The 24,858-nt window shown below is 59.6% G+C and carries 20 protein-coding genes; 13 read left to right on the forward strand and 7 right to left on the reverse strand.

All coding sequences use genetic code 11. The features are described 5' to 3' along the window. Positions 1-223: 223 nt before the first annotated feature. Positions 224-1,096, reverse strand: coding sequence for a MurR/RpiR family transcriptional regulator (locus MD273_RS06210; RefSeq protein WP_239036880.1), 873 nt, complete (start codon positions 1,094-1,096; stop codon positions 224-226). 215 nt (positions 1,097-1,311) lie between these two features. On the opposite strand from MD273_RS06210, the gene zwf reads away from it, so the two are divergent. From zwf to MD273_RS06225, 3 genes are read left to right on the forward strand one after another with little or no spacing between them, the layout of a single operon-like run. Beyond that, on the forward strand, positions 1,312-2,787 hold the full coding sequence (gene zwf / locus MD273_RS06215; protein WP_239036881.1) for a glucose-6-phosphate dehydrogenase: 1,476 nt from the start codon (positions 1,312-1,314) through the stop codon (positions 2,785-2,787). After that, positions 2,774-3,493: a 6-phosphogluconolactonase gene (gene pgl, locus MD273_RS06220; RefSeq protein ID WP_239036882.1), complete on the forward strand. Its 720-nt coding sequence runs from the start codon at positions 2,774-2,776 to the stop codon at positions 3,491-3,493. The genes zwf and pgl overlap by 14 nt, the downstream gene beginning before the upstream one ends. A gap of 42 nt (positions 3,494-3,535) precedes the next feature. After that, on the forward strand, positions 3,536-4,183 hold the full coding sequence (locus MD273_RS06225) for a bifunctional 4-hydroxy-2-oxoglutarate aldolase/2-dehydro-3-deoxy-phosphogluconate aldolase (protein WP_239036883.1): 648 nt from the start codon (positions 3,536-3,538) through the stop codon (positions 4,181-4,183). 64 nt (positions 4,184-4,247) lie between these two features. Here MD273_RS06225 and pyk read toward each other — a convergent pair whose 3' ends face one another. Beyond that, positions 4,248-5,696, reverse strand: a complete 1,449-nt coding sequence (pyk, locus tag MD273_RS06230) for a pyruvate kinase (protein ID WP_239036884.1) — start codon at positions 5,694-5,696, stop codon at positions 4,248-4,250. A gap of 21 nt (positions 5,697-5,717) precedes the next feature. Next, positions 5,718-6,722 (reverse strand): type I glyceraldehyde-3-phosphate dehydrogenase, encoded by a 1,005-nt coding sequence (gap, locus tag MD273_RS06235; protein ID WP_239036885.1) that lies wholly within the window; start codon positions 6,720-6,722, stop codon positions 5,718-5,720. Between the two features lie 169 nt (positions 6,723-6,891). On the opposite strand from gap, the gene edd reads away from it, so the two are divergent. Genes edd through MD273_RS06250 form a run of 3 tightly spaced genes read left to right on the forward strand, consistent with a single transcriptional unit; the run spans position 6,892 to position 10,312 of the window. After that, entirely contained in the window at positions 6,892-8,712 is a 1,821-nt protein-coding gene (gene edd, locus MD273_RS06240) for a phosphogluconate dehydratase (protein ID WP_239036886.1), read from the forward strand. Further along, positions 8,709-9,674, forward strand: coding sequence for a glucokinase (locus MD273_RS06245; RefSeq protein WP_239036887.1), 966 nt, complete (start codon positions 8,709-8,711; stop codon positions 9,672-9,674). Before edd ends, MD273_RS06245 begins: the two co-directional genes overlap by 4 nt. Before the next feature lie 26 nt (positions 9,675-9,700). Beyond that, positions 9,701-10,312, forward strand: coding sequence for a uracil-DNA glycosylase family protein (locus tag MD273_RS06250; RefSeq protein ID WP_239036888.1), 612 nt, complete (start codon positions 9,701-9,703; stop codon positions 10,310-10,312). Here the strand turns inward: MD273_RS06250 and glpD are convergent. From glpD to MD273_RS06265, 3 genes are all read right to left on the reverse strand, one after another. Further along, a complete protein-coding gene (glpD, locus tag MD273_RS06255) occupies positions 10,306-11,847 on the reverse strand; it encodes a glycerol-3-phosphate dehydrogenase (RefSeq protein WP_239036889.1) in 1,542 nt (513 codons plus the stop codon). The two genes, MD273_RS06250 and glpD, sit on opposite strands and share 7 nt — an antisense overlap. A gap of 182 nt (positions 11,848-12,029) precedes the next feature. After that, positions 12,030-13,280, reverse strand: a complete 1,251-nt coding sequence (locus MD273_RS06260; protein WP_239036890.1) for an ABC transporter substrate-binding protein — start codon at positions 13,278-13,280, stop codon at positions 12,030-12,032. Between the two features lie 383 nt (positions 13,281-13,663). Further along, positions 13,664-14,707, reverse strand: coding sequence for a hypothetical protein (locus tag MD273_RS06265; protein ID WP_239036891.1), 1,044 nt, complete (start codon positions 14,705-14,707; stop codon positions 13,664-13,666). Positions 14,708-14,959: 252 nt separating this feature from the next. On the opposite strand from MD273_RS06265, the gene MD273_RS06270 reads away from it, so the two are divergent. Further along, positions 14,960-16,084 (forward strand): esterase/lipase family protein, encoded by a 1,125-nt coding sequence (locus MD273_RS06270; RefSeq protein ID WP_239036892.1) that lies wholly within the window; start codon positions 14,960-14,962, stop codon positions 16,082-16,084. A gap of 179 nt (positions 16,085-16,263) precedes the next feature. Here the strand turns inward: MD273_RS06270 and MD273_RS06275 are convergent, their stop codons facing one another. Then, positions 16,264-17,643, reverse strand: coding sequence for an SLC5/6 family protein (locus tag MD273_RS06275; protein WP_239036893.1), 1,380 nt, complete (start codon positions 17,641-17,643; stop codon positions 16,264-16,266). A gap of 186 nt (positions 17,644-17,829) precedes the next feature. Between MD273_RS06275 and MD273_RS06280 the strand changes: the two genes are divergently transcribed. The 6 genes from MD273_RS06280 to MD273_RS06305 are packed head-to-tail and all read left to right on the forward strand — an operon-like array spanning position 17,830 to position 24,713. Next, positions 17,830-18,150, forward strand: coding sequence for a TraR/DksA family transcriptional regulator (locus MD273_RS06280; RefSeq protein ID WP_239036894.1), 321 nt, complete (start codon positions 17,830-17,832; stop codon positions 18,148-18,150). Continuing rightward, complete coding sequence (locus MD273_RS06285; protein ID WP_239036895.1) at positions 18,143-18,889, forward strand: ABC transporter ATP-binding protein; 747 nt, start codon at positions 18,143-18,145, stop codon at positions 18,887-18,889. The genes MD273_RS06280 and MD273_RS06285 overlap by 8 nt, the downstream gene beginning before the upstream one ends. Before the next feature lie 4 nt (positions 18,890-18,893). Then, positions 18,894-21,269, forward strand: coding sequence for an ABC transporter permease (locus tag MD273_RS06290; protein WP_239036896.1), 2,376 nt, complete (start codon positions 18,894-18,896; stop codon positions 21,267-21,269). A gap of 47 nt (positions 21,270-21,316) precedes the next feature. Next, entirely contained in the window at positions 21,317-22,531 is a 1,215-nt protein-coding gene (locus MD273_RS06295; RefSeq protein WP_239036897.1) for an efflux RND transporter periplasmic adaptor subunit, read from the forward strand. A gap of 56 nt (positions 22,532-22,587) precedes the next feature. After that, a complete protein-coding gene (locus tag MD273_RS06300; RefSeq protein ID WP_239036898.1) occupies positions 22,588-23,202 on the forward strand; it encodes a DUF2238 domain-containing protein in 615 nt (204 codons plus the stop codon). Between the two features lie 47 nt (positions 23,203-23,249). After that, complete coding sequence (locus tag MD273_RS06305) at positions 23,250-24,713, forward strand: SLC13 family permease (RefSeq protein WP_239036899.1); 1,464 nt, start codon at positions 23,250-23,252, stop codon at positions 24,711-24,713. Positions 24,714-24,858 lie beyond the last annotated feature (145 nt).

Raw genomic sequence — 24,858 nt, forward strand, 5'->3', positions numbered from 1 at the left:
TTGTCACGCCCGGCCCGCTTGCTGAGCTTTCCGGCTATAGATCTCGGGCACTTCGCCGGCCACACCGAATAAGGATCCGTAAACAGCGGTTTCCGGCGGTAAAGCCGGATCTGGCACATCAACCGGGCTGAAAAAATCGGGGGTAGATCAGGGGTAGGAGGGGCGTAGAAGAATGAGCCCCTCCCGGGCAGTGTCTGCTAACTTGAAAGAAGCGGCTGGAGCCTCAGCTCTGGGGGAAACGGGTCGCCTTGAGGCTCTCTTTTATTTTCTTGAGATGACCGAGGAAATCCGCACCGCGCTTGAGTGTCACGCCGGTCGCCAGGATGTCGATCACGGTCAGGTGGATGATCCGCGACGACATAGGCATGTACACCTCGGTATCTTCCGGTGCAGTAACACCGAGAACAACCGTGCAGCAGTCGGCCAGGGGAGATTCCGGGTTTGTGATACCGATCACGGTGGCGCCGTTCTCGCGGGCAACCTTGGCGATATCGACGGTTTCCTTGGTTCGGCCGGTGTAGGAGATCAATACGATTACGTCACCCACCTGGGAGCCGGCGGCCACCATACGTTGCATCAGGGCATCATCGTAAGACATGACCGGGATGTTGAACCGGAAGAACTTGTGCTGGGCATCGAGGGCCACGGAGGCAGAGCCGCCCATTCCGAAGAAGTTGATCTGTTTGGCCTGGATCAGGTAGTCGATGGCAGTCGCCAGGGCCTTGGGGTCCAGGGACTGGCGCGCCTTGTCCAGGCTGGCAATGGTGCTGAGCATGATCTTGTCGGCAAACTCGGCGACGGTGTCGTCGGGCTCAACGTTCTGGCCGACGTAGGGGGTACCGGTGGCAATGCTCTGGGCCAGCCGGATCTTGAAATCGGGAAAGCCGGTGGCGGAGAAGCCGCGGCAGAAACGGTTTACCGTGGGTTCACTCACGTCCGCGGCGCGGGCCAGGGCCGCGATGCTGTAGCGGGTGGCGGCGCTGGGATCCCGAAGGATGGCCTCGGCCACCTTGCGCTCGGATTTATTCAGGCTGTCCAGCCGGGCCTGTATATCTTCAAGCAGATTGTCGTCACGGTGCGACTGATTCGCGGCCATGGTGTGGATACTCCCTGCAGCTGGTGCAATGGTTATAAGAAAATCGGAGTGATTATACCGCTTTTCGTTCGGGAATGGGGTAGTAAAAATATCATTTAAGTCAAATTTTCCTTGGAAAAACGATTTTCAGCTGTCATTATTTGTTTAAAATTACTACATCGGTAGTTGGAGTCGGTAAAGCTGTGACTGCCGTCAATAACAGAGAGAAGGAACCAATGGTCAACAATACCAATACCCGTTGTGACCTTATGTTGTTCGGCGCTCTGGGGGATCTCGCCCAGAGAAAGCTGTTTCCGGCGTTCTATCAGCTCGATCGGGCGGGCCTGCTGGCCGAGGGGAGCCGGATACTGGCAATTGCCCGCACAGAGGCGGATACAAAGGGCGTGCGCGAGCAGCTGTTCGACAAGCTGAAGCATCATGTGAAGGCGGAAGAATTCGAGCCGGAAGTTGCCGAGAGATTTCTGCAGCGAGTCGAATACCAGTTGCTGGATTTCAATGATCCCGCAGGCTATGAAGCCCTGAAGGATTGGCGTGATGCTCCCAACAACGAGTTGATCGTCTATATGGCGACGCCCCCTTCAATGTACGGGGTCATCGCCCGCAACCTGAAAGCGGCCGACTGTTGTAACGAAAAGACCCGGGTGGTGGTCGAGAAACCCATTGGCCATGACCTTGAGTCCTCCAGAGTGATCAACGACGAGCTCGGGGCGGTCTACAACGAAAACCAGTTGTTCCGTATTGATCACTATCTCGGTAAAGAGACGGTCCAGAACCTGATCGCATTGCGTTTTGCCAACAACCTGTTCGCTTCCCAGTGGGATCAGAACCACATTTCCCACGTGGAGATTACCGTCGCCGAGAGCGTGGGTATCGAAGGTCGGTGGGGCTATTTTGATCAGGCCGGTCAAATCCGGGACATGGTTCAGAACCACCTGCTGCAGCTGCTCTGTCTAATTGCGATGGATCCACCGGCAGACCTGTCCGCAGACAGTATCCGGGACGAAAAGGTCAAGGTGCTCAAGGCGCTCAAACAGGTTACGCCTGACATGATGGACCGATACGTGGTCCGGGGCCAGTACACCGCCGGGACCAGCGATGGCAAGCCGGTGCCCGGTTATCTGGAAGAAGAGGGCGCCAACAAGGGTAGTGAGACCGAAACCTTTGTGGCGCTGAAAGCCGAGATCGATAACTGGCGCTGGTCCGGGGTGCCATTCTATATCCGCACCGGCAAGCGCCTGCCGGAGAAGCTGTCGCAGATCATCATCCACTTCAAACCTGCGCCTCACTATATTTTTGATCCGGACCAGAAGCACCTGGCAAACAACAAGCTCATCATCCGGTTGCAACCTGATGAGGGGATGTCCCTGAAAATCCTCACCAAGGACCAGGGCCTGGACAAGGGTATGCGCCTGCGTCAGGGCCCGCTGGAGCTGACCTTCTCCGAAACCTTTGAGACCGAACGGATTCCCGATGCATACGAGCGACTGCTCTGGGAGGTTATGAAGGGGAATCAGTACCTGTTTGTGCGCCGGGATGAAGTTGAATATGCGTGGCGGTGGGTGGATCAGGTCATCCGCAACTGGAAGGACAGCGGTGAGCCGCCCAAGCGCTATGCTGCCGGAACGTGGGGGCCGGTGGCCTCCATTGCCATGATTACCAGGGATGGAAGGAGTTGGTATGAAGACGCCTGATATCAAGCTGCCTGCCGGGGTTCGCGCCTGTTTCGGCGAGACCCCTGAGCAGGTGGCCGCAGAGCTTGCAGATGCCGTTTCCCGGTTCCTGGAGCAGCGGCTGCAAGAGGCATCGCGGGCCAGCCTCGTGGTTTCCGGTGGCTCCACCCCGTTGCCCTTTTTTCAGGCTTTGTCGGAAAAGCCTCTGGACTGGAGCCGGGTGGATGTTCTTCTTGCAGACGAGCGCTGGGTGCCGGAAGGAGATCCGGCCAGCAACACCACTCTGGTTCGGGAAAACCTGCTCAGGAATCATGCTGCTGCCGCGCGTTTCCTGTCGTTGAAACAGCCGGGTGAGACGCCCGAGGAGGGGCTTGAGGCTGTCAGGCGGGAGCTCGGACAACTGGACTTGCCGATTGATGTGCTGATCCTGGGGATGGGTAACGATGGTCACACGGCCTCGCTGTTCCCGGATGCGCCGGAGCTGCCCGGTGCAATGGACGTGTCCAGCCCCGAAATCGTTGCTGCGATGACGCCGCCGTCCCAGGCCCAGCGACGGATTACCCTGACGTTTCCCGCGCTGAGTGGTGCCCGTTTTACCGCCTTGCATCTCAAGGGCGTGGACAAGGTTGAAACGCTCAGGGTGGCGTTATCCGAACCCGAAGATCTGCTGGCGATGCCGATTCGAGGCTTTATCAAGCCCGGGCTGAACATCTTCTGGAGCCCCTGACGGCTCTGAAATCCCGTCTTGAAAGAATTCTGGAGATAACCGATGAATCAACTATCCGACTATCACCGGGACAGGGTTCAGGCCGTTCTTGATGCTTGCCCCCTGGTGCCCGTTATTGCGATCAAGGATCCTGATGATGCCATACCCCTGTGCCAGGCGCTGGTAGATGGCGGTATTCGCGTGCTGGAGATCACCCTGCGGACCGAGCACGGCGTGCGGGCCATTGAGCAGGTGCGCAAGGCCATTCCGGAGGCGTGGGTGGGCGCCGGTACCGTCACCAGCATTGCCCAGTACCGGCAGGTGGAATCGGCGGGCGCCCAGTTCGTGATCACCCCGGGGGTCACCGAGGCCATCCTGGAGTTCGGGGTGACCTCCCAGGCACCGCTTCTGCCCGGAATTGCCACGGTCTCCGAGCTGATGATGGGGTATGCCTTTGGCTACCGGGAATTCAAGTTCTTCCCCGCCGAGGTCTCCGGTGGACGACCGGCGCTCAAGGCATTCGCCGGCCCGTTCCCGGATGTGACCTTCTGCCCGACGGGCGGGATCAATCAGGCCACGGCGAAAGACTATCTGGCGCTGGGTAACGTGAAGGCGGTTGGTGGTTCCTGGCTGACCCCGGCGGAAGCCATCGCCAATAAGGACTGGGGCAGGGTTTCCGATATTGCCAGGCAGAGTCTTGCCAGCCTCTGAGCGGTCAATCGATCCACAAAAAAGCCCACCTGACGCGGTGGGCTTTTTTGTCTTCGTGGCGGGGTCAGCGAATGTCCGACCCGACCCGCACGATCTTCAGGGTGTTGGTTCCGCCCTGGGCGTTGACGTAGTCGCCCTTGGTGATCACTACCAGGTCGCCGTCCTTGACCACGTCACGCTCGACCAGTTGAGCCACGGCCAGAGCGTTGGTCTGCTCGTGCGGAATCGTCGCGGAATCGAACGGCACCGTCTGGACGCCGCGGAACAGGGCAACCCGATGCTGGGTGGTGTGGTGTCGCGAGTAGGCAAAGATCGGCAGGCTCGACTTGATGCGGGACATCAGCCGGGGGGTGGCCCCGGTCTCGGTCATGCAGATGATTGCCGTGACGCCGTCCAGGTGGTTGGCGGCATACATGGCTGACAGGGCAATAGCCTCGTCAACGTGTTCCATGCTTTCGTGGATGCGGTGTTTGGACTGGTGCATGGAGGGATGCTTTTCCGCGCCCAGGCAGATCCGCACCATCGCTTCGACGGCCTCGATCGGGTAGTCGCCCACGGCCGTCTCGGCGGAGAGCATGACGGCATCGGTATAGTCCATGACTGCGTTGGCGACGTCCGATACTTCAGCCCGGGTCGGCATCGGGTTGGTGATCATCGATTCCATCATCTGGGTGGCGGTGATCACCACCCGGTCAAGAGATCGTGCCCGGTTGATGATATGTTTCTGTACGCCGACCAGTTCCGCGTCGCCGATTTCCACCGCCAGATCGCCGCGGGCGACCATGACCGCATCCGATGCCTCGATCACCGCATCCAGGGCTGCTTCATCGTGGGCGAGTTCGGCACGCTCGATCTTGGCTACCAGCCCGGCATCCGATCCTGCCTCGCGCAACAACCTGCGGGCGGTGTGCATGTCCTCAGCGGTGCGCACGAAGGAGACAGCCACGTAGTCCGCACCCAGTTTGGCGGCGGTGACTATGTCCTGCTTGTCCTTCTCGGTCAGCGCCTCGGCGGAAAGGCCGCCACCACGCTTGTTCAGCCCCTTGTTGTTCGACAAGGGGCCGCCAATCAGGACGGTGGAGGTGATGCTGTGGTCATCCACCGAGGTCACTTCCATTTCGATACGCCCGTCGTCCAGTACCAGGATGTCGCCCGGCGCAACGTCGGCAATCAGTTGCTCATAGTCGATGCCGACCCGATCGGAAGTGCCGGCTTCCTTGTCCATGGCGGCATCGAGGATGAATGTCTGGCCGGCCTCCAGGAACACTTTGTTCCCGGCGAAGCGGGCGATGCGCAGTTTGGGGCCCTGGAGGTCGGCCAGGAGTGCGACGAAGCGTCCCTGGGAGGCGGCTGCTTCCCGAACTCTGTGCGCCCGCGCGATGTGCTCGTCGGCGCTGCCGTGGGAGAAGTTGAGTCGGGTTACGTCAACGCCGGCCCTGATAATAGCGGCAAGGGCTTCCTGGGTGTCCGTGGCGGGACCGAGGGTGGCGACTATCTTGGTACGCCTGAGCATGGTATCTGTCCTTTGGTCTGTTTACTGGCCGGCGTTGACGAGTGCGATGGCGTTGTCGAGCATCCGGTTGGAGAAGCCCCACTCATTGTCATACCAGGCCATGACTTTTACATGGCGACCGAGCACCCGGGTATGATTTGCGTCAAACACACTGGACAACGCGTTGTGGTTGAAATCAATGCTTACCAGCTTTTCGGTATTGAAGCCGAGGACCGGATTGGTTTCCGCTGCCGCCCGGACCGCTTCATTGATTTCCTCGACCGTGGTGTCCCGGCCGGCAATGAAGCCGAAATCCACCAGTGATACATTGATGGTCGGAACACGGACTGCTAGCCCGTCCAGTTTACCATCAAGCTCGGGAATTACCTTGCCGATAGCAGCCGCAGCGCCGGTTTTGGTCGGGATCATGGACTGCGTGGCAGAGCGCGCCCGGTATAAATCGGTGTGGTAGACGTCGCTGAGTTTCTGGTCATTGGTGTAGGAGTGGATGGTGGTCATCAGGCCGCTTTCGATACCAACCGCCTGGTGCAGGGCTTCCGCGACCGGGGCGAGGCAGTTGGTGGTGCAGGAGGCATTGGAGATGACATCGTGTCCGGCTTCCAGGGTGTGGTGATTTACACCGTAGACCACAGTTGCGTCGGCGTCCGGGGAGGGGGCCGAGATGATTACCTTGCGGGCGCCGGCACTGAGGTGGGCAGCTGCTTTGTCGCGACTCGTGAACAGGCCGGTGCACTCGAAAACCACGTCTATGTGGAAGTCTTTCCAGGGCAGTTCTTCGGGGTTGCGGATCGCGGTGATGGCAATGCGGTCACCGTTTACAGTCAGGGATTCGGCGTCGTGGCTGACGACGCCGTCGAAGCGGCCGTGAACGCTGTCGTATTTCAACAAATGGGCGTTGGTTTCTGCGTCGCCCAGATCGTTGATCGCAACGATCTGGATCTGCTTTCGGTAGTTATTTTCATAAAGTGCCCGGAGAACGTTGCGACCGATGCGGCCGAAACCGTTGATTGCGATGCGGATAGTCATGTCTTGACTCCTTCTTTGACTGTTTTTTGTTCGGTTACCGCTCAAGATGTAGTAAATATAACAACAAAAAAATAATAAATGAACGTTCTCTGGGTAGAATGATCAAAAAAAGTAAGTAAACTTACATCAATAACCGACAATCAAATTTTGCGAAGCAATGGAGTTCGCCATGCACCCCACCATCGACAAGGTTACCCAGCGAATCATCGAGCGCAGTCGGACCACCCGGCAGGACTATCTCGACCGGATGAATGCCCTGAAAGCGCAGTCCCCCCATCGCAGCACCCTGTCCTGTGGCAACCTCGCCCACGGTTTTGCCGCCTGTAATCAGGCTGACAAGGACACCCTCAAGTTCATGAACAAGGCCAACGTGGCCATGGTGTCGGCCTACAACGATATGCTTTCGGCCCATCAGCCCTATGAAAAGTTCCCGGATATCATTCGTGAGGCTGCGCACGGTATGGGGTCGGTGGCCCAGTTTGCCGGCGGCACGCCGGCGATGTGCGATGGCGTTACCCAGGGGCAGCCGGGTATGGAGCTCAGTCTGTTTTCCCGGGATACCATTGCCATGAGCACTGCGGTGGCTCTCAGTCACAATATGTTTGATGCCACCTTGTTGCTGGGTATCTGTGACAAGATTGTGCCGGGTCTGCTGATTGGCTCCCTGAGCTTCGGTTATCTGCCTACAATCCTGGTACCGGCCGGGCCCATGCCTTCCGGTCTGCCCAACAAGGAGAAGCAGCGGATTCGCCAGTTATACGCCGAAGGGAAGGTGGGCCGGGATGAGTTGCTGGAGGCCGAGAGCAAGTCTTACCACAGCCCCGGCACCTGTACCTTCTATGGCACCGCCAACAGCAATCAGTTGCTGGTCGAGGTCATGGGTCTGCATCTGCCCGGCGCCGCGTTCGTGAATCCGGGCACACCGTTGCGAGAAGCGCTCACCCGCGCGGCCACGGAACAGGTTATCCGGCTTTCGAAGCCCCATGGCGGTGAGCTTGGCCTGGGCGACATGGTGGATGAGAAGTCGATCGTCAATGCCCTGGTTGCCCTGCTGGTGACCGGCGGCTCCACCAACCACACTATCCACTGGATCGCCATTGCCCGGGCGGCAGGTATCATTATTGACTGGAACGATTACGCGGAGCTGTCTTCCGTGGTCCCGTCGATGACCCGGATTTACCCGAATGGTCAGGAGGACGTCAATGCCTTCCATGAGGCCGGCGGTACTCCTTATCTTATCCGGGAGCTGCTGAACGCCGGCTATCTGCACAACGATGTTGAAACGGTGGTCGGTCATGGTCTGGAGCGCTACGCGCAGATGCCCGGGCTTGAAGGTGAAACGCTGACCTGGAAGCCTGCGGTCGACAAGAGTCAGTGGCCGGAAGTACTCAGCAGCGCCGCTGAGCCGTTTGCGCCCAATGGCGGGCTGAAGGTGCTTGACGGTAATCTGGGCCGCGGTGTGATCAAGGTGTCGGCAGTGGCTCCGGAGCATCATCACATCGAAGCGCCGGCTGTGGTATTCAATGACCAGAATGAGCTGAAGGCGGCCTTTGAGGCGGGTAAGCTGGATAAGGATTGTATCGTGGTTGTGCGGTTCCAGGGCCCGAAAGCCAATGGCATGCCGGAGTTGCACAAGCTTACACCGTATCTGGGTGTGCTCCAGGATCGCGGTTACCGGGTCGGTCTGGTTACCGATGGGCGGATGTCCGGTGCCTCCGGCAAGGTACCGGCGGCGATTCACGTCTACCCGGAGGCCCTGGATGGCGGTCCGCTCGCCCGGGTACGCGATGGCGATGTGATTTGCCTGGATGCCGAGAATGGATCGTTGTCGGTGAAGGTGGACGGGCAGGAGTTCGATCAAAGGGAGTCTGCAAAAGCAGATCTGTCCGCGTATCATCACGGCTATGGGCGGGAGTTGTTCGGCTGGCTGCGCCGGTCAGCCAGCAACCCTGAGCAGGGTGCGAGCTTTTTCTGGAATCACGACGCATGACGGCAAAACACTATTCCCTGGTTGGCGATATCGGGGGTACCAATGCGCGATTCGCCCTGGTAGAGCAGGGGGATGTGCAACCGCAGGCTATAGAAGTACTGACATGCGCTGAGTACGACAACCTGGACCGGGCGGTTGTTGACTACCTTCAAAGGGTGGGGGTCAATTCTGTCACTCAGGCCTGTCTTGCGGTCGCCTCACCGGTCCGGGGTACGCAGGTCCGGATGACGAATAATCACTGGCGATTCGATACCGAGGACGTGCGCCAGCAGTTTGGCTGGTCAGCGTTCAAGGTTATCAATGATTTTACGGCGATGGCCCTGGGTGTGCCGCATGTGCCGCAGACCAACCTTGTGCATGTCTGCGGTGGCCCCGGCGATCCGCGCAGGCCGCGCCTGGTAATGGGGCCGGGCACCGGCCTGGGGGTGTCTGGTCTGGTGCCCATCAACAACGGCTGGGTACCGCTGATGACCGAGGGTGGGCATGTGGACTTTGCCCCGACCGATGACGTCGAGATGGGTATTCTTCGGATTCTCAAAGCCCGGTTCGGTCGCGTGTCGGTGGAGCGAATCCTGTGTGGTCAGGGCCTGCTCAACCTCTACCAGGCCCACGCCGAGATCCGGGGCGTGGCGGCGCCACTGGATGCGCCTGAAAAGATCACTGCGGCGGCCCTGGAAAGCACTGATTCGCTGGCTCGGGAAACCCTGCGTCACTTCTGCGAGATTCTCGGGCGTACCGCCGGTAACGGCGTGCTGACCCTGGGCAGTCTGGGCGGGGTTTACCTGTGTGGTGGTATCCTGCCAAGGTTTCTGGAGTTCTTCCTGGAGAGCCCGTTCAGAAACGGCTTTGAGGACAAGGGACGTATGCGCCCGCTGCTCGAGTACACGCCGGTCTATGTGGTCACCGAGCCCTACACCGGATTGCTGGGGGCCGCGGAAGCGTTGGGTAACCCGGAGGTTTGATCGTATCCGGATAACAGGCGACTTTTATGGCGGACGATCTGGACAGATTACCGTTTGATGAGCTGGTGCGGCAGGTGAGGGCCTGTACGATCTGCGCGGATGTGCTGCCCCACGCGCCCCGGCCGGTGGTTCAGCTCAGTGAATCGGCGAGAATCCTGGTGGTGGGCCAGGCACCCGGACGCCGGGTGCATGAGACCGGTCTGCCATTCAACGACCCGAGTGGTGACCGGCTTCGGCACTGGATGGGGGTAACCCGGGATACCTTCTACGATGAGCAAAAGCTGGCCATTCTGCCCATGGGCTTCTGCTATCCGGGAACGGGCAAGTCCGGTGATCTTCCGCCCAGACCGGAATGTGCCGCGGCCTGGCGAAAAACCCTGCTGGCCAGGCTGCCGCGTATCCGACTGACTCTGCTGATTGGCCAGTACGCACATGCATGGCACCTCGGAGGTCAGCACAAGTCCGTGACCGGGAATGTTCGGGCCTGGCGAGAGTACTGGCCGGACACGATACCGATGCCGCACCCGAGCCCCCGCAATAACCTTTGGCTAAGGAATAATCCCTGGTTCGAACAGGACGTCGTGCCCGCCTTGCGGGCGCGTATCGCCCTGGTGCTTGGCCACCCGGACAGTCAGTGACCGGCGGGCGCCGGCTGGTCGGTGGCTCTCGGAACTTTGTGCTTCACCGTCGGTTTACTCAGGTACTGCTCCAGTGCCTGAATATCCTCCTCCGATGCAAACAACCCCTGTTTCGTCCTGCGCCAGAGAACATCCTCCGCGGTCATGGCCCACTCGTGTTGCACCAGATAATCCACTTCGACCCGATACAGGTTCCCGGCAAACCGAATCCCGAGGTCCTCCGGGGACCGGCAATCGCTGAGGAAGTCGTATGTGCACGTACCATAGGTCCGCACGTAGCGGCTTATGATATCCGGCGCCAACCAGGGGAAGTCAGACTGGAGTTTCAGGCTCAGGGATTCATGGTCGTCGAACTCTCCTCCGGGCAGAACCGCAGTCCGGGTCCATGGTGGGCCGGCGTCCGGAAAGAATTGGCACAGCTTCTCCGTGGCTGCCTCGGCCAGTTTGCGGTAGGTCGTGATCTTGCCGCCAAATACCGAGATCAGAGGGGCTTTGTTGTCTTCCCGGTTCACTTCGAACGAGTAGTCCCGTGAAGCCTTCTGGGCGTCACCTTCCTCGTCGTCCATCAGTGGCCGTACCCCCGAGTATGACCAGACGACATCCCGGGGCGACAACTGCCGCCTGAAGTGGTCATTGACGATTTTAAGGAGATAGTGCGTTTCCTCAGGAGAGATGGTTGCTTCCCGGGGATCTCCCTCGTAGTCCACATCCGTCGTGCCGACCAGCGAGAACCTGTCCTCGTATGGGATCACGAACACGATGCGTTCGTCTTCGTTCTGGAGAATGTAAGCCTCCGTTCCCTTGTTGAGCCTGGGCACCACGATGTGACTGCCTTTGACCATCCGGATCATTTTCGGTGCCTGCATGGAGAGGGATTCCCCGAACAGCCGGCTGACCCAGGGGCCCGTGGCATTGACGAGCACTCTGGCGGTAACCGTCCGTTGATTGCCGTCGATCGTGTTCTTCAGGGTAACCCCCCAGTGGTCGACGCCCCGATCGGCCCTGATGCACTTGGTCCGGGTCAGAATGGTTGCCCCACACTGTTGCGCCTTTCGGGCGGTGAGGACCACCAGGCGGGCGTCGTCCACCCAGCCGTCGGAATACTCGAAACCGCGGGTGATCTCCGGCTTGAGCGGGTCGCTCTCATCGAAACTGATGGCTCGGGAGCCTGGCAGCAGCTCACGCTTGGCCAGGTGGTCATACAGGAATAGCCCGGTCCGGATCATCCAGGCCGGTCGCAGATGTGGCCGGTGCGGCAGGCGAAAGCGCATGGGCCACATGATATGGGGCGAATTGCGCAGCAGCGCTTCTCGCTCTGCCAGGGCCTCTCGCACCAGCCGGAACTCATAGTGTTCGAGATAGCGCAGCCCGCCGTGTATAAGTTTGCTGCTGGAGGATGATGTAGCAGAGGCGAGGTCGTTCATCTCGCAAAGCAGGACGTTCAGCCCACGCCCGGCGGCATCCATGGCGATGCCGGTACCGTTGACGCCACCGCCAACGATCACAACATCATAGTCATCCTGCTTCCTTGTCATTACTCGGGTGCCTCCTGCTTATCGACTCAAGGGAATATGCTCCGAGTTTAGTGTTTCGGGAGGCTTTCTGCAGCTTTTTAACGACTTGGCGGACGATTGCGGAGGGAGTGGAGAGGGAGGAGGTGTCGGGCGGGTCTGATGCCCCGCCCGATGAGGTCCTCCCTGGAAGGACCGGACCGGTTTCAGAGTCGGGTGGACTTGCCCGCCTCACGCCGGCGCTCTTCCCATTCCTCACGGGTCTGGGCGGCCTCGTCGCCGGGCATGGAGTCGATGATGTCAAAGTAATCCGAGCTGTATTCGTCCGCAACGATAGTGTTCCGGTCCTTGACCTTCACTACGTGTACGGTCTGGATATTCTGGTGGTCAAACTCGCGCCAGTACTGTTCGTCCTTGAGCAGGCTGTAATGGTGTCCTTCCAGCGCGCGGATGACTGCTTTACTGTCGGTGGTGCCCGCCCGCTCCACGGCGTCCTTGTACTGGTAGATGATGCTGTAGGCGGAAGCTGCCGAGGTTGACGGGCGCATCTCGTAGCGCTCGGAGAAGGCCTCCACAAACTCCTTGCCACGGGCATAGTTCTTCTCGTACGGAAGGTTCCAGACCCAGGGGGATGCGCCAACGATGCCCGACATGATGGTCGGCCCGACCTGCCGGGCCATGCCCAGGGTCAGGTTGGGAACCACCACCTGCATCTTGTCCAGGACTCCCATTTCGTAGGCGACGTTCAGAGCCCGAACCATGTCATCGCCGAACAGCACCAGCATCAGGACCTTGGCATCGCTGGCCATCGCCTGTTCCAGGGCACCGCGGAAATCGGAAATCAGCGCCCGCGGGAACGGTGTCTTCACACCCTGATGGGCATTGGTGTCTTCGGTACCGGAGAACTTGCGCACGGATTCCTCGACGGACCAGCCCCAGGTGTAGTCGGCGGTAATGTAGAAATACTCTTCATTAGCATGGTTGCGGCCGAGGTACTGGCTCAGGGCCTTGGCGGTCATCCAGGCGTTGTAGGGCTCACGGAACATGTACTCGTGGCCTTCAGCGCCGGTCGTGGCATTTGAGTAGGTGAGGGTGCCGAAGTAGATGGTGTCCCGGTCCCGGGCCGCCTTGCCGGAGGCGATGGCCACGGCACTGGATACCCCGCCGAACACCATCTTTGCGCCTTCCCGGTCAATCAGCTCGGCGGTATTCTGCGCACCCTGCTTGGGCTCGCCCCGCGTGTTACGGATGACCAGTTCCAGCGGTTGTCCCATTACGCCGCCGGCCTTGTTGATTTCATCCACGGCCAGAAAGGCGCCGAGCCGTTGTTGCAGGCCCTGGTCCTTGTAGCGCCCGGTCTGCGGGTAGTTGAGAGCTATCTTCAGGGTTTCAGCATAGATAGTGGAGCTTGCCAGCATGAGCAGGCAGGCGGAAAACAGGACTTTTCTCAAAGTCATGGAAGTTGGCCTCCAAGCAATACCACCGGTTCGGTGGAATGTAGTTTCTGATTGTTGTAATTACGCGCACGTAAGTGTCAACGGTGATGATAAGACCAACAATGGGACGAAGGTGGAAATTTAGGTAACAGTTTGTAGGCAGTTGATATATGTCAATCGGAGTGCCCGGGGCGGAATCAGGGCGTCCTTTGCCCCCGAGCAGCCTCAAGCAGGGCGAACCGGAGCGGGCGCGGGAGGGTCGAATTGCAGCCCTGCAGGGTGGCGATTACCAAATTGCCCAAGCTTGCGTAAATGCTCAAAGATGCCAGAGACATCGCCGGATTGAGAGGGAGTTTCCTGCGCCCGACTATTCCCCCAAATCACGCCTTGGGGGAATTTCTCTGCTAATTCTGTCCGTACACACGGCTCTCCCGGTACCGGTAGTAGCCCGCTTTCTCCTCATCCCGGATAATCGCTGCCATTTCATTGCCAAAAATGTCCCGGCTCAGGTTGTCCAGCGCCTCTTCCCGCTCAGGTCCGGGCTGGTATTTTTCGACGATGGCCTGGCGCCTGGTTTCGTAAGTCTCGCCTTTGGCCCAGCGGTCGTCCCGGGTTCGGTCAAGCTGATCCCAACGGTCCAGAGCCTGTTCTTCCATTCCGAGTTGCTGGCGGATTCCGCGCAATGTTTCATAACGTTGTTCCGGTGCCTGCTCGTGCAGTGATTCCTGCACCGAGGCAAGGGAAAGAAACCGATCAGTCAGCTCCTGGCGCCGTCGCTCCATGACGCGGGCGGCCTCTTCGCCATAGGCATCCTCGATTGCACGGGTGTACGCCTCGGCCTTGGCGAGGGTGGCCCCCGACTGTTGATCGAGTTCTTTGAGCGACTGGCTCAGGGCATGGTTGCGCAGCTCGGATTGCCAGATTTCGTCGGCGGCCTCACCAAACAGTTCCCGGCGTTTGGCCCAGATAAAGTCTCTACGCTCCTCCGGCCCCATGGAGCGCAGCGTGTACTGCTCCCGTTCCATGAAATCCTGGTAGGCGATCATGGCTTCAGCCCGGTTCAACAGTTCTTCACTACGCTCGGGAAACCAGCTCATCAGCAGCGCCGACAGGCTTTCGCGCCAATGTTCGGGGTCGAACTGGTTCAGGTAACGCATTAGCTCCTCGAGCAACCGTATCTGGCCGCTCGGGTGATCAAGCTGGCCTGCGAAGCGGGCCATCAACCGCTCCCGGAAGGCTTCCAGATCATCATTTCGCGAAGGCGCTTCCTGTGAAGCTGAAGCCGCGGGCTTGGGTGGAATCGGTGGAGTTTCCGCAGTCGCCGTTTCCTGTATTGAGTCCATGCCGGGCTGCGTGGCTGCGGTTGGGTCGCTTCCGGCCCATTGATAAACCAGGGCCCCGATCAGCGCAGAACCGATAACCAGCACCGAGATTTTCTTTCCTTTCACACCGGTCACCTTTGATTGTTGTTATGAACCGGCCCCAAACGTAGCAGGCTCCGGTTGTCGGCAGTGTGAGCCAATGCAAAAAATGAGAAGGTATCAGCTAATTGTTGCAGATGTGATCTTTCTCACAACGGGTCGGGTGGATATGGGCTAGAAATGGGGTGCCTGTTTTTTAGGCACCCGGTTGCCTGTGTCCAGGTGGAACAGGTAGCAGTACCGTGGTCAAGCGCACAAAAAAAACAAGAGGCTAACACCATGAAGAACGAAAGTGCCCTGACAAGGGTGGGCGCAGTGATGCTCCTGGTCACCGGGATGGTGATCGCACCCGCGACCCTGGCAAGGGATGCCAACCGCACGCAATATCCGGTGGTTTTTGCCCATGGCATGGCCGGATTCGACGATATTCTGGGATACGATTACTGGGGCGATGATTACGGCACGTTTGTGCTCGATCCCTGTGACAAATTCCTGGAATCCAGCTGCAACGGCGATATCAACGATAACCAGCGCAGCTTTGTCTCCTCGGTGACTCCGTTCCAGAGTTCGGAGGTCCGTGGCTATCAGCTGGCGAACAACATCGAAAGCTATATGGCCACGTCGGGGGCCAGCCGTGTGAACATTATCTCCCACTCCCAGGGTGGGATCGATTCACGCAAGGCGGCCCGGCTGCTGCGGGAACGCAAGGGTTACCGTGTCGTCCAGACCCACGTCAGTGTCTCATCGCCACATCGGGGTTCACCGGCGGCCAAATACATCCTGGACCACTACATCAACCAGATCACCGAAACCCTCGCCAACTACTATGGCAACGTTGTCTATGGCAGCGGGAACGATGCCATCGCCGGTGCCAAGCAGCTGGTGTATGACGATTACGACCCCAACGACGGCGTAACCACCGGGATGAAGGCTTTCAACCAGAAGTATCCTTCGAGCACCAACTACGTCGCCAATTCGGTGTCGATGATGACGGCGCAGAAAGGCAGCAGTGTGAACCCTGCGCTGTGGCTGTTGTCCGAATTCATCTACAACATCGATGGTGACGGCTACTGCTACGACGACTGTAACGGTGACGGCGCAGCCGGGCAGGGCGATGGTTATGCCGGGGACCGGGATGACGACGGCCTTGTTGGCATCAACAGCCAGCAACAGGGCTATCGCATGGAGTATTACGAGTGCTGGGGCTGTCTTGATTACGCCTGGGTTCAGACCGGGTTGGGTTACGTGAGTGACATCAACCATCCGAACAGCACCCAGATGACGTCCTCAAGCTATGTCATCAACCAGGATCACCTGGATGTGATCGGTGTCGGGCCGGACAGCTTCGACGAAATGGAGTTCTACGCTGCCATTACCGATTACATTGCCGATCGGGGTGACTGAACAGGGAAAAAAAGGGGGCCGGAACGTGACTGCCGGCCCCCGAAAATCCTCAGAAATCGACGCAGGGCTTCCCGAAGAGCCGGGGCGCAGCAAGGTGGAGGTCGGGAGATGAGGCGCTGCCTCAGCTCAGACCCGGACCTGTCTATAGATCCGGATCCGAACCGATTGCCGGGCAAGCCTCAGGCTTCGGGTGCACGTTGGCGGCTCTGGAGCAGCGCGATCACAACGCTGATCAGTCCGGACGTCGCCAGGGCACCGAGAAACGGCGGCAGGGTTGGTATGCTGTCGGGAAAGCTGGCCGCCAGAAGACCTGAAGTGAGGGTGCCGCTCGCCACCCAGCCTGGCAGGATGGCGCCCGCCAGTCCCGCCAGGCCTCCGGTCACCGCCGCCGGGGTGGTCATCCGGCCCCACAGTCCGAGAAGGACCGGAATCACCGCTGTTGCGCAAAGAAGGTCGGCAATCAGAAACAGGCGGAGAACGGAGATACCCTGCAGGGCAACCAGTACCACCGGTATCATCAGGATCACCGTAATCCAGCGGGCGCTGGTCAGCGACAGCCCGGTCTTCTCAGAAACGGCGAGTGACGCGAGGCCGTTCTGCAATGTGTCGACAGACGATGCGACGAGGGTGATCGCCAGGATCAGGGCAGCCAGCCCCAGCCAGGTGGGTGCATCGGCCAGCAATGCAAAGAAGGGAATCGGAGGCTGGCCCAGTTCAATTCCGCTCACGGCGGCGACAATACCCAGGCCTCCGACCACGGCAACCACCGCAATGGTGATGACGCCGCCAATGAGGGCACCGCGGCTCAGGGCATCGGTGTCGCGGGCTGACCAGAGTCTTTGCCAGTAGCCCTGATGGAACAGGTTGGCTGCGGTTACCGCAATAATGAGCGTCAGCGCGACGCCCAGGGCGCTGCTGGCCGGCACGTCCGGTAACGCCGCGGCAGAAACATCCGGAACCCGATCGATGGCCACGAAGCCGACGATGGCAAGCAAACCAATCAACAAAAAGGACTGCCACTGGTCGGTAACGATGCTTGCCCTGAGACCTCCCCAGGCGGTGTAGAGCAGGGTGGTCACGGCCACACCGAGGATCACCAGGTCGCCGTTCACACCGGAAAGCAGGGAGGTGATGGCGCCAATGGCGGTCAGTTCAGCGGTCACGAAACACAGCATGTAGAGCACGGAAATGGCGGAGACATAACGTCGCACGCCGGTGCCATAGCAGGACTCGGCAAACTCGCCGATGCTGCGACCCCGTGGCAATCTGCGTCGGATTGCCGGGCCGCAGAAGGCGAATACGATAAAGGGCAGGGCGGCGCCCAGAGCATAACCCGCCAGGGCCAGGGGCCCGACAAGTGCACCGATTTCCGGAGGCGCGAAGAGTATCCAGCCCCCCATCCCCGAAGCAAGGAACGAAAGACCGAGGGCCCGCGCTCCCTGCGAGTTCCGCGCGGTTACATAATCGTCAAGATTGCCTTCCGCCAACCGGGCCCTCAGGCCAAGCCACACAAAGAGGATCAGCGCGGCGCCAAGGGCCGCAATGGTGGTGTAGATCATCCGAATTACTCCGCCGTCCCAGAAATGCGGCATGTTGCCACATTGTGTCGGGTAGAGCGATGGCAGGCCTTCTGTTCATTACCCTGGCTCAGGTGCGATTTTTGACAGGCATCAATCCAGGGTTCAGCTTATGCTTTAGTGTAGGCGTTAATTTTCCCAGACAGCTCAGAGGAGCCGTAATCCGCCATGACTGACCGTAAATCCGAACTGGAAGCCTTGAAAGCCGATCTTCAGGCCCGGCTGACTCGTTATCATGCCCACCAGAAACGCGAAGACGGTGCCCTGGACAAGGATTTTGAGGAGCAGGCGACGCAAACGCAGAACGATGAAGTGGTTGATTCCCTGGAGAGTGAAGCGCGCGCCGAACTCGTTCAGATTGAGCATGCCCTTGAACGAATCAACGACGGTGTTGGTGAAGAGTGCGAATCCTGTGGGGAGGAAATAGACCCTCGCAGGTTGCAGGTGTTGCCCTACACCACGCTCTGCGTCGACTGTGCCGGTGACTGACTCAGTAAAAGCGCGGTACCTTGATTCCGTGGGCAGCGAGGCGGTATTCCAGACCCGTGGTGTTACCAAGGTCTACGATCAGGGCGAAGTGCAGGTGCATGCTCTGAGAGGGGTTGATCTGGACCTGTATGCCGGTGAGCTGGTGGTTATGCTGGGTGCCTCCGGCTCCGGAAAATCGACCCTGCTGAACATCCTCGGCGGCCTTGACGTGCCAACCGCGGGCGAGGTGCATTACCTGGATCACGATCTGAGCCAGGCGAGTGATGCTGAGCTTACCCGTTATCGCCGGGAACATGTCGGCTTCGTCTTTCAGTTCTACAACCTGATTCCCAGCCTGACTGCCCGGGAGAATGTAGCGGCCGTAACCGAAATTGCATCCGACCCGATGACTCCGGAAGAGGCGCTGGCCCTGGTCGGGCTGGAGCCTCGCATGGACCACTTTCCCGCCCAGCTTTCGGGGGGTGAGCAGCAGCGGGTGGCCATTGCCCGGGCCGTCGCCAAACGCCCCGACGTCCTGCTTTGCGACGAACCGACCGGGGCGCTGGATTCGGCCACGGGAGTACTGGTATTACAGGCGTTGAATAAGGCCAACCGGGAGACCGGAACGACCACGGTCATCATCACCCACAACGCTTCCATTGCCGGCATGGGCGACCGGGTCATCACCATGTCGGATGGCAGAATCAGTGGCGAGTCGCGCAATGCCGAGCGGCAGGACCCCAAGACGCTGACCTGGTGACCCCATGCCCCTGACCACCCCGGCTCTCAACACCAAGATTCGCAGGGAACTGTGGCAAATGCGGGGGCAGGTCCTGGCCATCGCACTTGTCATCGCCGGTGGCGTCGGTGTCTGCGTGATGGCACTGGTAAACTATTCGTCCCTGACGCTCACCCGTGAAAGCTATTACGAACAGCATCAGTTCGCCCACGTCTTTGCGCTGCTTAAACGCGCGCCCCTCCATGTTCTCCAGCAGGTGGAACAGATTCCGGGTATCACTCGTTACACCGCACGAGTTGAAGGAGCGGCGAAGCTCGAGATGCCGGGGTTTACGGAGCCGGTGTCGGCACGCCTGATCTCACTGCCGTCAGGGGGGCAGCCTGAGGTTAACCGGGTTTTTCTGCGGAAGGGGCGTTTGCCACAGCCCGGGCGCGCAAGCGAGGTTGCTGTCATTGGCAGTTTTGCCGAAGCGCACGGCCTGAAGACCGGTGACCGTTTCCCCGCGATCATCAATGGCCGCCGCCAGGTTCTGGTTTTGACGGGCGTACTGGAATCCCCCGAATTCATCTATGTGATACCGCCGGGCGGGATGTTGCCCGATTACGAGCGCTACGGCGTGCTCTGGATGAACGTGGATGCACTGGCCGCTGCGATGGACATGAAAGGTGCTTTCAACAGTCTCGTGGTCCGGGTCCGTGACAATGTGCCGGAGGCCGGTGTTATCGATGAGCTGGATCGGCTACTGGGCCGCTATGGGGCCACAGGCGCATTCGGAAGGGACGATCAGTATTCCCACCGCTTTCTCAGTGATGATCTTGATCAGCTGAAGACCATGGCGACGGTTTTCCCGGTGATTTTCATGACCGTCGCCATGTTTCTGCTCAATGTAGTGATAAACCGTCTGATCGGTACCCAGCGCGACATCATTGCGATTCTCAAGGCCTTCGGATACAGCAATGGTCAGATCGGCTGGCATTACAGTCAGCTGGTCCTGACCATTGCCGTTTTTGGTCTGCTGTTGGGTCTGGCGCTGGGACTCTGGGCCGGGCAGGGAATGGCCGGTATGTACATGGAGTATTACCGTTTTCCGGCATTGCTGTTCCATCTCAGCCCCTGGTGGCTTGCCCTGCTGGCGGTTCTGACGGTTGGAACCGCATGGTTGGGAGGGCTCCAGGCCATCCGGAAGGCGGCATCCCTGCCACCGGCCGAAGCCATGCGCCCGGAGGGACCGGCCCGCTACAAGGTCAGCCTGGCAGAACGCCTGTTCGCACCGGCCGGATTCAGTCAGCCATCACGCATGATCACCCGCCAGTTATTGCGACGACCGGCCAAGTCGCTGCTATCGGTTGCGGGCATTGCCATGGCCAGCGCCATTGTGCTCGTGGGTAACTTCCAGTTCGATTCCGTGAATCTCATGGTGCATTCCCAGTTTGCCCGCGTGCAGCAACAAGACGTGGTTGCCACTTTCACCGATCCCTTGAGCGCGTCTGTGCTTTACGGGCTCGAACGGCAGACCGGGATCCGTTACCTGGAAGGCCGTCGGGTGGTGTCCGCCAGGCTGATCCGGGAGCACCGGGAATGGCGTGGCGCCATTAACGGGATGCCTGCCGACGCCAACCTTCAGTTCGTAATCGACCAGGAAATGCGGCCAGTTGACCTGCCGGAGGGCGGGCTCTTGCTGACAGACTTTCTGGCGAAACGACTGGGTGTACAACCCGGCCAGACCCTTTCTGTTGAAATCCTGGAGGGTGATCGACGGGTCGTTGAGCTCCCGGTGGCAGGCGTCACCAGCGAGTTCCTGGGCGTCGGTGCCTACATGCGTTTGTCGGCGCTTAATCGGGCGCTGGGAGAAGGCCCTGTGGTTAACCAGGCACTGCTTAACCTCGACCCCGGGAACACCGGAACGGTTTACCGGGAACTCCGGGAAACGCCGGGGATTCTGGGAATCGGCATCCGACAGTCCATGCTGGACAGTTTTTATGAGACCCTTGCGAAGACCTTCCTCACCTTTACCTTTTTCAATAGCCTGCTCGGAGGCATTATTGCTTTCGGTGTGGTGTACAACATGGTCCGCATTTCCCTGGCTGAGAAGGGCCGGGAACTGGCCAGTTTGAGGGTGCTCGGATCTACCCGGAATGAAGTGGCTCATATTCTTCTTGGTGAGGTAGCCATCATGTTGATCCTTGGCATACCGCTCGGATGGCTGGCCGGTTATGGCCTCTCGACCGCCATTGTTACTGCGTTGCAGACCGAACTCTACCGGGTGCCATTGTTGATCACCGGTCGCACGCTGGGCATGTCCGCGTCCGTGGTGGTGCTCTCAGCCGTGGCCTCCGGAGCCATTGCTTGGTGGCGCCTGCGACACCTCGATCTGGTTGCCGTTCTCAAGACGCGGGAATAGCAAAGCATGGAACATAGCTACAGTTATCAAGGCAGGGGTAGGGAAAGGTGAAGTTGAAGCGTTCATACGGGAAAGTGCTGTTCTGGTCATTCTGTGCCGTGCTGGCGGTAGGTGCAGTAACCATCACCTTGCGCCCTGATCCGGTCTGGGTGGATCTGGCGACGGTGAGCCGAGGTCCGCTGGAAGTTGTGATCACCGAGGAGGGCAAAACCCGGGTCAAGGACCGTTACCTGATCTCGGCACCGGTTTCCGGTTACCTGCACCGTGTCATGCTGGAGGTTGGTGACAATGTCAACGCCGGACAGGTTCTGACGGAGGTGGATCCGATGCCATCCGCAATCCTGGATGCAAGGAGCCGCGCCGAGGCCGAAGCCAAAGTGGAATCGGCGAGATCGGCGCTGAATTCGGCCCGGCAGAAGGTGAGTGCGGCCGAGGCGGAGGCCAGATTCGCACAACAGGAATTCGAAAGACTGAAGTCCCTTGGCGATCGGAATGAAAACCGTTTTGTGTCTGCCGAGCAACTGGAACAGGCCCGGGCAGCAGCCGATCGGGCGAGGGCAATCCTGCGTTCTGCCCGCTTCGATGAGGAGGTTATGGCCCATGAGCTCGCTGCAGCGCGCACGCGTCTAGAAGTGTCCGCCGCGCGCACCGACGGCCAGCACCCGAAGGAGCGTGTGGTGGTGAGTTCCCCGGTCAATGGCGCGGTTCTATCGGTTGCCCGGAAGAGCGAAGGTGTCATCCAGGGGGGGAATCCGATTGTTGAAGTCGGCGATCCCCGGGCCCTGGAGGTGGTGATCGAGGTGCTCAGTTTCGATGCGGTAAAACTTCAGCCGGAAATGGCGGTTCGCTTTGACGGTTGGGGTGGTCCGGAGCTTGAAGGTGTGGTGCGACGTGTCGAGCCGGTTGGCTTTGAGGATATCTCAGCGTTGGGGGTGGAAGAGCAGAGGGTGCAGGTCGTGGCGGATATCGTCAGCCCGATTGAACAGTGGCAATCCCTCGGAGACGGTTACCGGGTGGATGCTACGTTCGTCCTCTGGTCTGCCGAAGACGTGCTCTCGACACCGTCGTCCGCTATCTTCAGTTCCCGGGGGCAGGCCTATGTGTTTGTTGCTCTCGACGATATCGTGCATCGTCAAGAAGTGGAGACCGGGCAGAGCAACGGGTTGCAGACCGAGATTCTGGACGGCCTGTCACCGGGGGATCTTGTGGTGAGGCACCCGGACCGCCAATTGGAGGACGGGGTCAGGATACGCACTCGCTGAAGAGGCAAGAAGTGATTACCAGTCAACCGGACATTTCGGACAAGGGGGTGCATTGTATGGCGCAGAAACCGGCAGCTATCCTGGCCTGGGTGGGAATTTTTCTGGCAGTGTTCGTATGGTCCGGGATCGACCCCAGGGACCGTGCGACCTGGGTTCTGGAGGTCCTTCCCGCCGTAATCGGTTTTGCTCTGGTGATCTGGTGTTATTTCCGCTTTCCCCTGACCTCCCTGGCCTACTGGCTGATTTTGGTACACGCCGTGATCCTGATGGTGGGTGGCCACTACACCTATGCCGAAGTTCCCCTGTTCAACCATCTCGGGGATTGGTTCGGCTGGGAACGCAACAATTATGACAAGCTCGGGCACCTGGCCCAGGGTTTCATCCCGGCGATGATTGCGCGCGAGGTGGTTATCCGGCTGGACGTCTTCGCGCGGGCAGGCTGGCCTTCGTTTTTTATTGTCTGCTTCTGCCTGGCCGTCAGCGCTTTCTACGAGCTGATCGAATGGTGGGTGGCCTTGCTGAGTGACGAGGCAGCAGAAGCCTTCCTCGGAACCCAGGGTTATGTCTGGGATACCCAGTCGGACATGGCGTGGGCCCTGTTCGGTGCTATCGCGGCGCTGTTATTGCTCGGGGGCGTCCATGACCGACAACTTGCCCGGGTGCCATCCTGAATCCAATCCAGACCGACCTGTATTGAACCTCATGGAAACCTGTTCTTATGCCTGAACTTCAAGACGGTACCGACCGGTCCGGCGGGCTGCCGGCGAGCCAGGTCATCGGGCTGGTGCTCGGTGCCCTGTTTCTCCTCTTCACGCTGTTTTTTCCGGCCCCGGAAACGATGGGGGAAGAAGCCTGGGCCGCCCTCGGCCTTATGCTGCTGATGGCCACCTGGTGGAGTACCGAAGCTATTCCGATCCCCGCCACCGCGATGTTGCCCATCGTCTTGGTGCCGGCGCTGGGGCTGGGCTCGGTCGGGCAGGCCACATCGCCCTATGCGCATCCGATCATCTTCCTGTTTCTTGGAGGATTCACCCTCGGTCTGGCGATGCAACGCTGGAATCTTCACCGTCGCATTGCACTGTTGACCCTGAAAGCGGTCGGAAACAAGCCGAGGCGGCAGATCGCCGGGTTCATGCTGGCGACCGCCTTCCTCAGCATGTGGGTGAGCAACACGGCCACGGCGATCATGATGCTGCCCATTGGTCTGTCCGTCATTGCCATGGCCGACGGTTCCAACCCGGAAGGTGTCCGCCGTTACGCCACGGCACTGTTGTTGGCGATTGCCTACTCCGCCAGTATCGGTGGCATCGGAACTCTGATCGGAACCCCGCCTAACGCTCTGCTGGCGGCCTACCTGAGTGAAAACCAGGGTATCGCGGTGGGTTTTGCCCAATGGATGGTGCTGGGTGTTCCGGTGAGCATGCTTATGCTGGCGCTGGCCTGGTGGTGGCTGACCCGTCGGGATTTCGGGCTGGCCCATCAGGATGACAGCGGTGATCTGATCCGAGATGAGCTGGCGGCCCTGGGGCCGCTTGGCAAGGCAGAGAAACTGGTGGGGCTGGTGTTCCTGCTCACCGCCTCCGCCTGGATTTTCCGGCCGTTGTTGTCCGAGGGCCTGATGCCCTGGCTGAGCGATACCGGTATTGCGATTGCAGCGGCCATCGCGATGTTTCTGATTCCTGTTGATACCCGGGAGCGCCAGTTTCTGATGGACTGGGAGACTGCCAAGGGTATCCCCTGGGGCGTACTGCTGTTGTTCGGGGGCGGTCTGGCGATGGCGGGGGTGATCAGCAGTTCGGGACTTGCCGAGTGGATTGCCGGCTCCCTGGGCGCGGCCGGAACCCTGCCAACGTTATTGCTGATTGCTATCGTGGCGGGGGTGATCATCTTCCTGACCGAGGTGACCAGCAATACCGCCACCGCTGCCGCGTTCCTGCCGTTGCTGGGGGCTCTGGCCATGTCCCAGGGCGTGTCGCCCCTGTTGCTCACTGTTCCCGCCGCGATTGCCGCCAGCTGTGCGTTCATGATGCCGGTGGCAACGCCACCCAATGCCATCGTTTTTTCCAGTGGCGACATGAAAATCGGCGATATGATCAGCGCCGGTTTTGCCCTGAACCTGATGGGCGTCGTGGTGGTAACGGTGCTTTGTTATGCCCTCCTGGGGGTTGTCTTCACCCTCTGACAAGACCTGCAGTTACACCCGCTGACGCCAGTGCCCACGTCCGCGACAAGCTTAATGGCTTCCGCGGGCTTTGTTGTTCCTGCCATGAACCAGTTCGCAAAACGTTGTTGTAGGGAAGCTTTCCCAGAGACAGATTTGAGGCACA

Source organism: Marinobacter sp. C7 (assembly GCF_022343555.1).
Classification (GTDB): Bacteria; Pseudomonadota; Gammaproteobacteria; order Pseudomonadales; family Oleiphilaceae; genus Marinobacter.

Coding starts and splice junctions, on each gene's coding strand:
- pgl (WP_239036882.1), top strand. CDS start 2,774: ATGAAGACGCCTGATATCAAGCTGCCTGCCGGGGTTCGCGCCTGTTTC.
- MD273_RS06305 (WP_239036899.1), top strand. CDS start 23,250: ATGCCTGAACTTCAAGACGGTACCGACCGGTCCGGCGGGCTGCCGGCG.
- edd (WP_239036886.1), top strand. CDS start 6,892: ATGCACCCCACCATCGACAAGGTTACCCAGCGAATCATCGAGCGCAGT.
- pyk (WP_239036884.1), bottom strand. CDS start 5,696: ATGCTCAGGCGTACCAAGATAGTCGCCACCCTCGGTCCCGCCACGGAC.
- MD273_RS06270 (WP_239036892.1), top strand. CDS start 14,960: ATGAAGAACGAAAGTGCCCTGACAAGGGTGGGCGCAGTGATGCTCCTG.
- MD273_RS06275 (WP_239036893.1), bottom strand. CDS start 17,643: ATGATCTACACCACCATTGCGGCCCTTGGCGCCGCGCTGATCCTCTTT.
- MD273_RS06290 (WP_239036896.1), top strand. CDS start 18,894: ATGCCCCTGACCACCCCGGCTCTCAACACCAAGATTCGCAGGGAACTG.
- MD273_RS06250 (WP_239036888.1), top strand. CDS start 9,701: ATGGCGGACGATCTGGACAGATTACCGTTTGATGAGCTGGTGCGGCAG.
- MD273_RS06260 (WP_239036890.1), bottom strand. CDS start 13,280: ATGACTTTGAGAAAAGTCCTGTTTTCCGCCTGCCTGCTCATGCTGGCA.
- zwf (WP_239036881.1), top strand. CDS start 1,312: ATGGTCAACAATACCAATACCCGTTGTGACCTTATGTTGTTCGGCGCT.
- MD273_RS06210 (WP_239036880.1), bottom strand. CDS start 1,096: ATGGCCGCGAATCAGTCGCACCGTGACGACAATCTGCTTGAAGATATA.
- gap (WP_239036885.1), bottom strand. CDS start 6,722: ATGACTATCCGCATCGCAATCAACGGTTTCGGCCGCATCGGTCGCAAC.
- glpD (WP_239036889.1), bottom strand. CDS start 11,847: ATGACAAGGAAGCAGGATGACTATGATGTTGTGATCGTTGGCGGTGGC.
- MD273_RS06280 (WP_239036894.1), top strand. CDS start 17,830: ATGACTGACCGTAAATCCGAACTGGAAGCCTTGAAAGCCGATCTTCAG.
- MD273_RS06225 (WP_239036883.1), top strand. CDS start 3,536: ATGAATCAACTATCCGACTATCACCGGGACAGGGTTCAGGCCGTTCTT.
- MD273_RS06245 (WP_239036887.1), top strand. CDS start 8,709: ATGACGGCAAAACACTATTCCCTGGTTGGCGATATCGGGGGTACCAAT.
- MD273_RS06300 (WP_239036898.1), top strand. CDS start 22,588: ATGGCGCAGAAACCGGCAGCTATCCTGGCCTGGGTGGGAATTTTTCTG.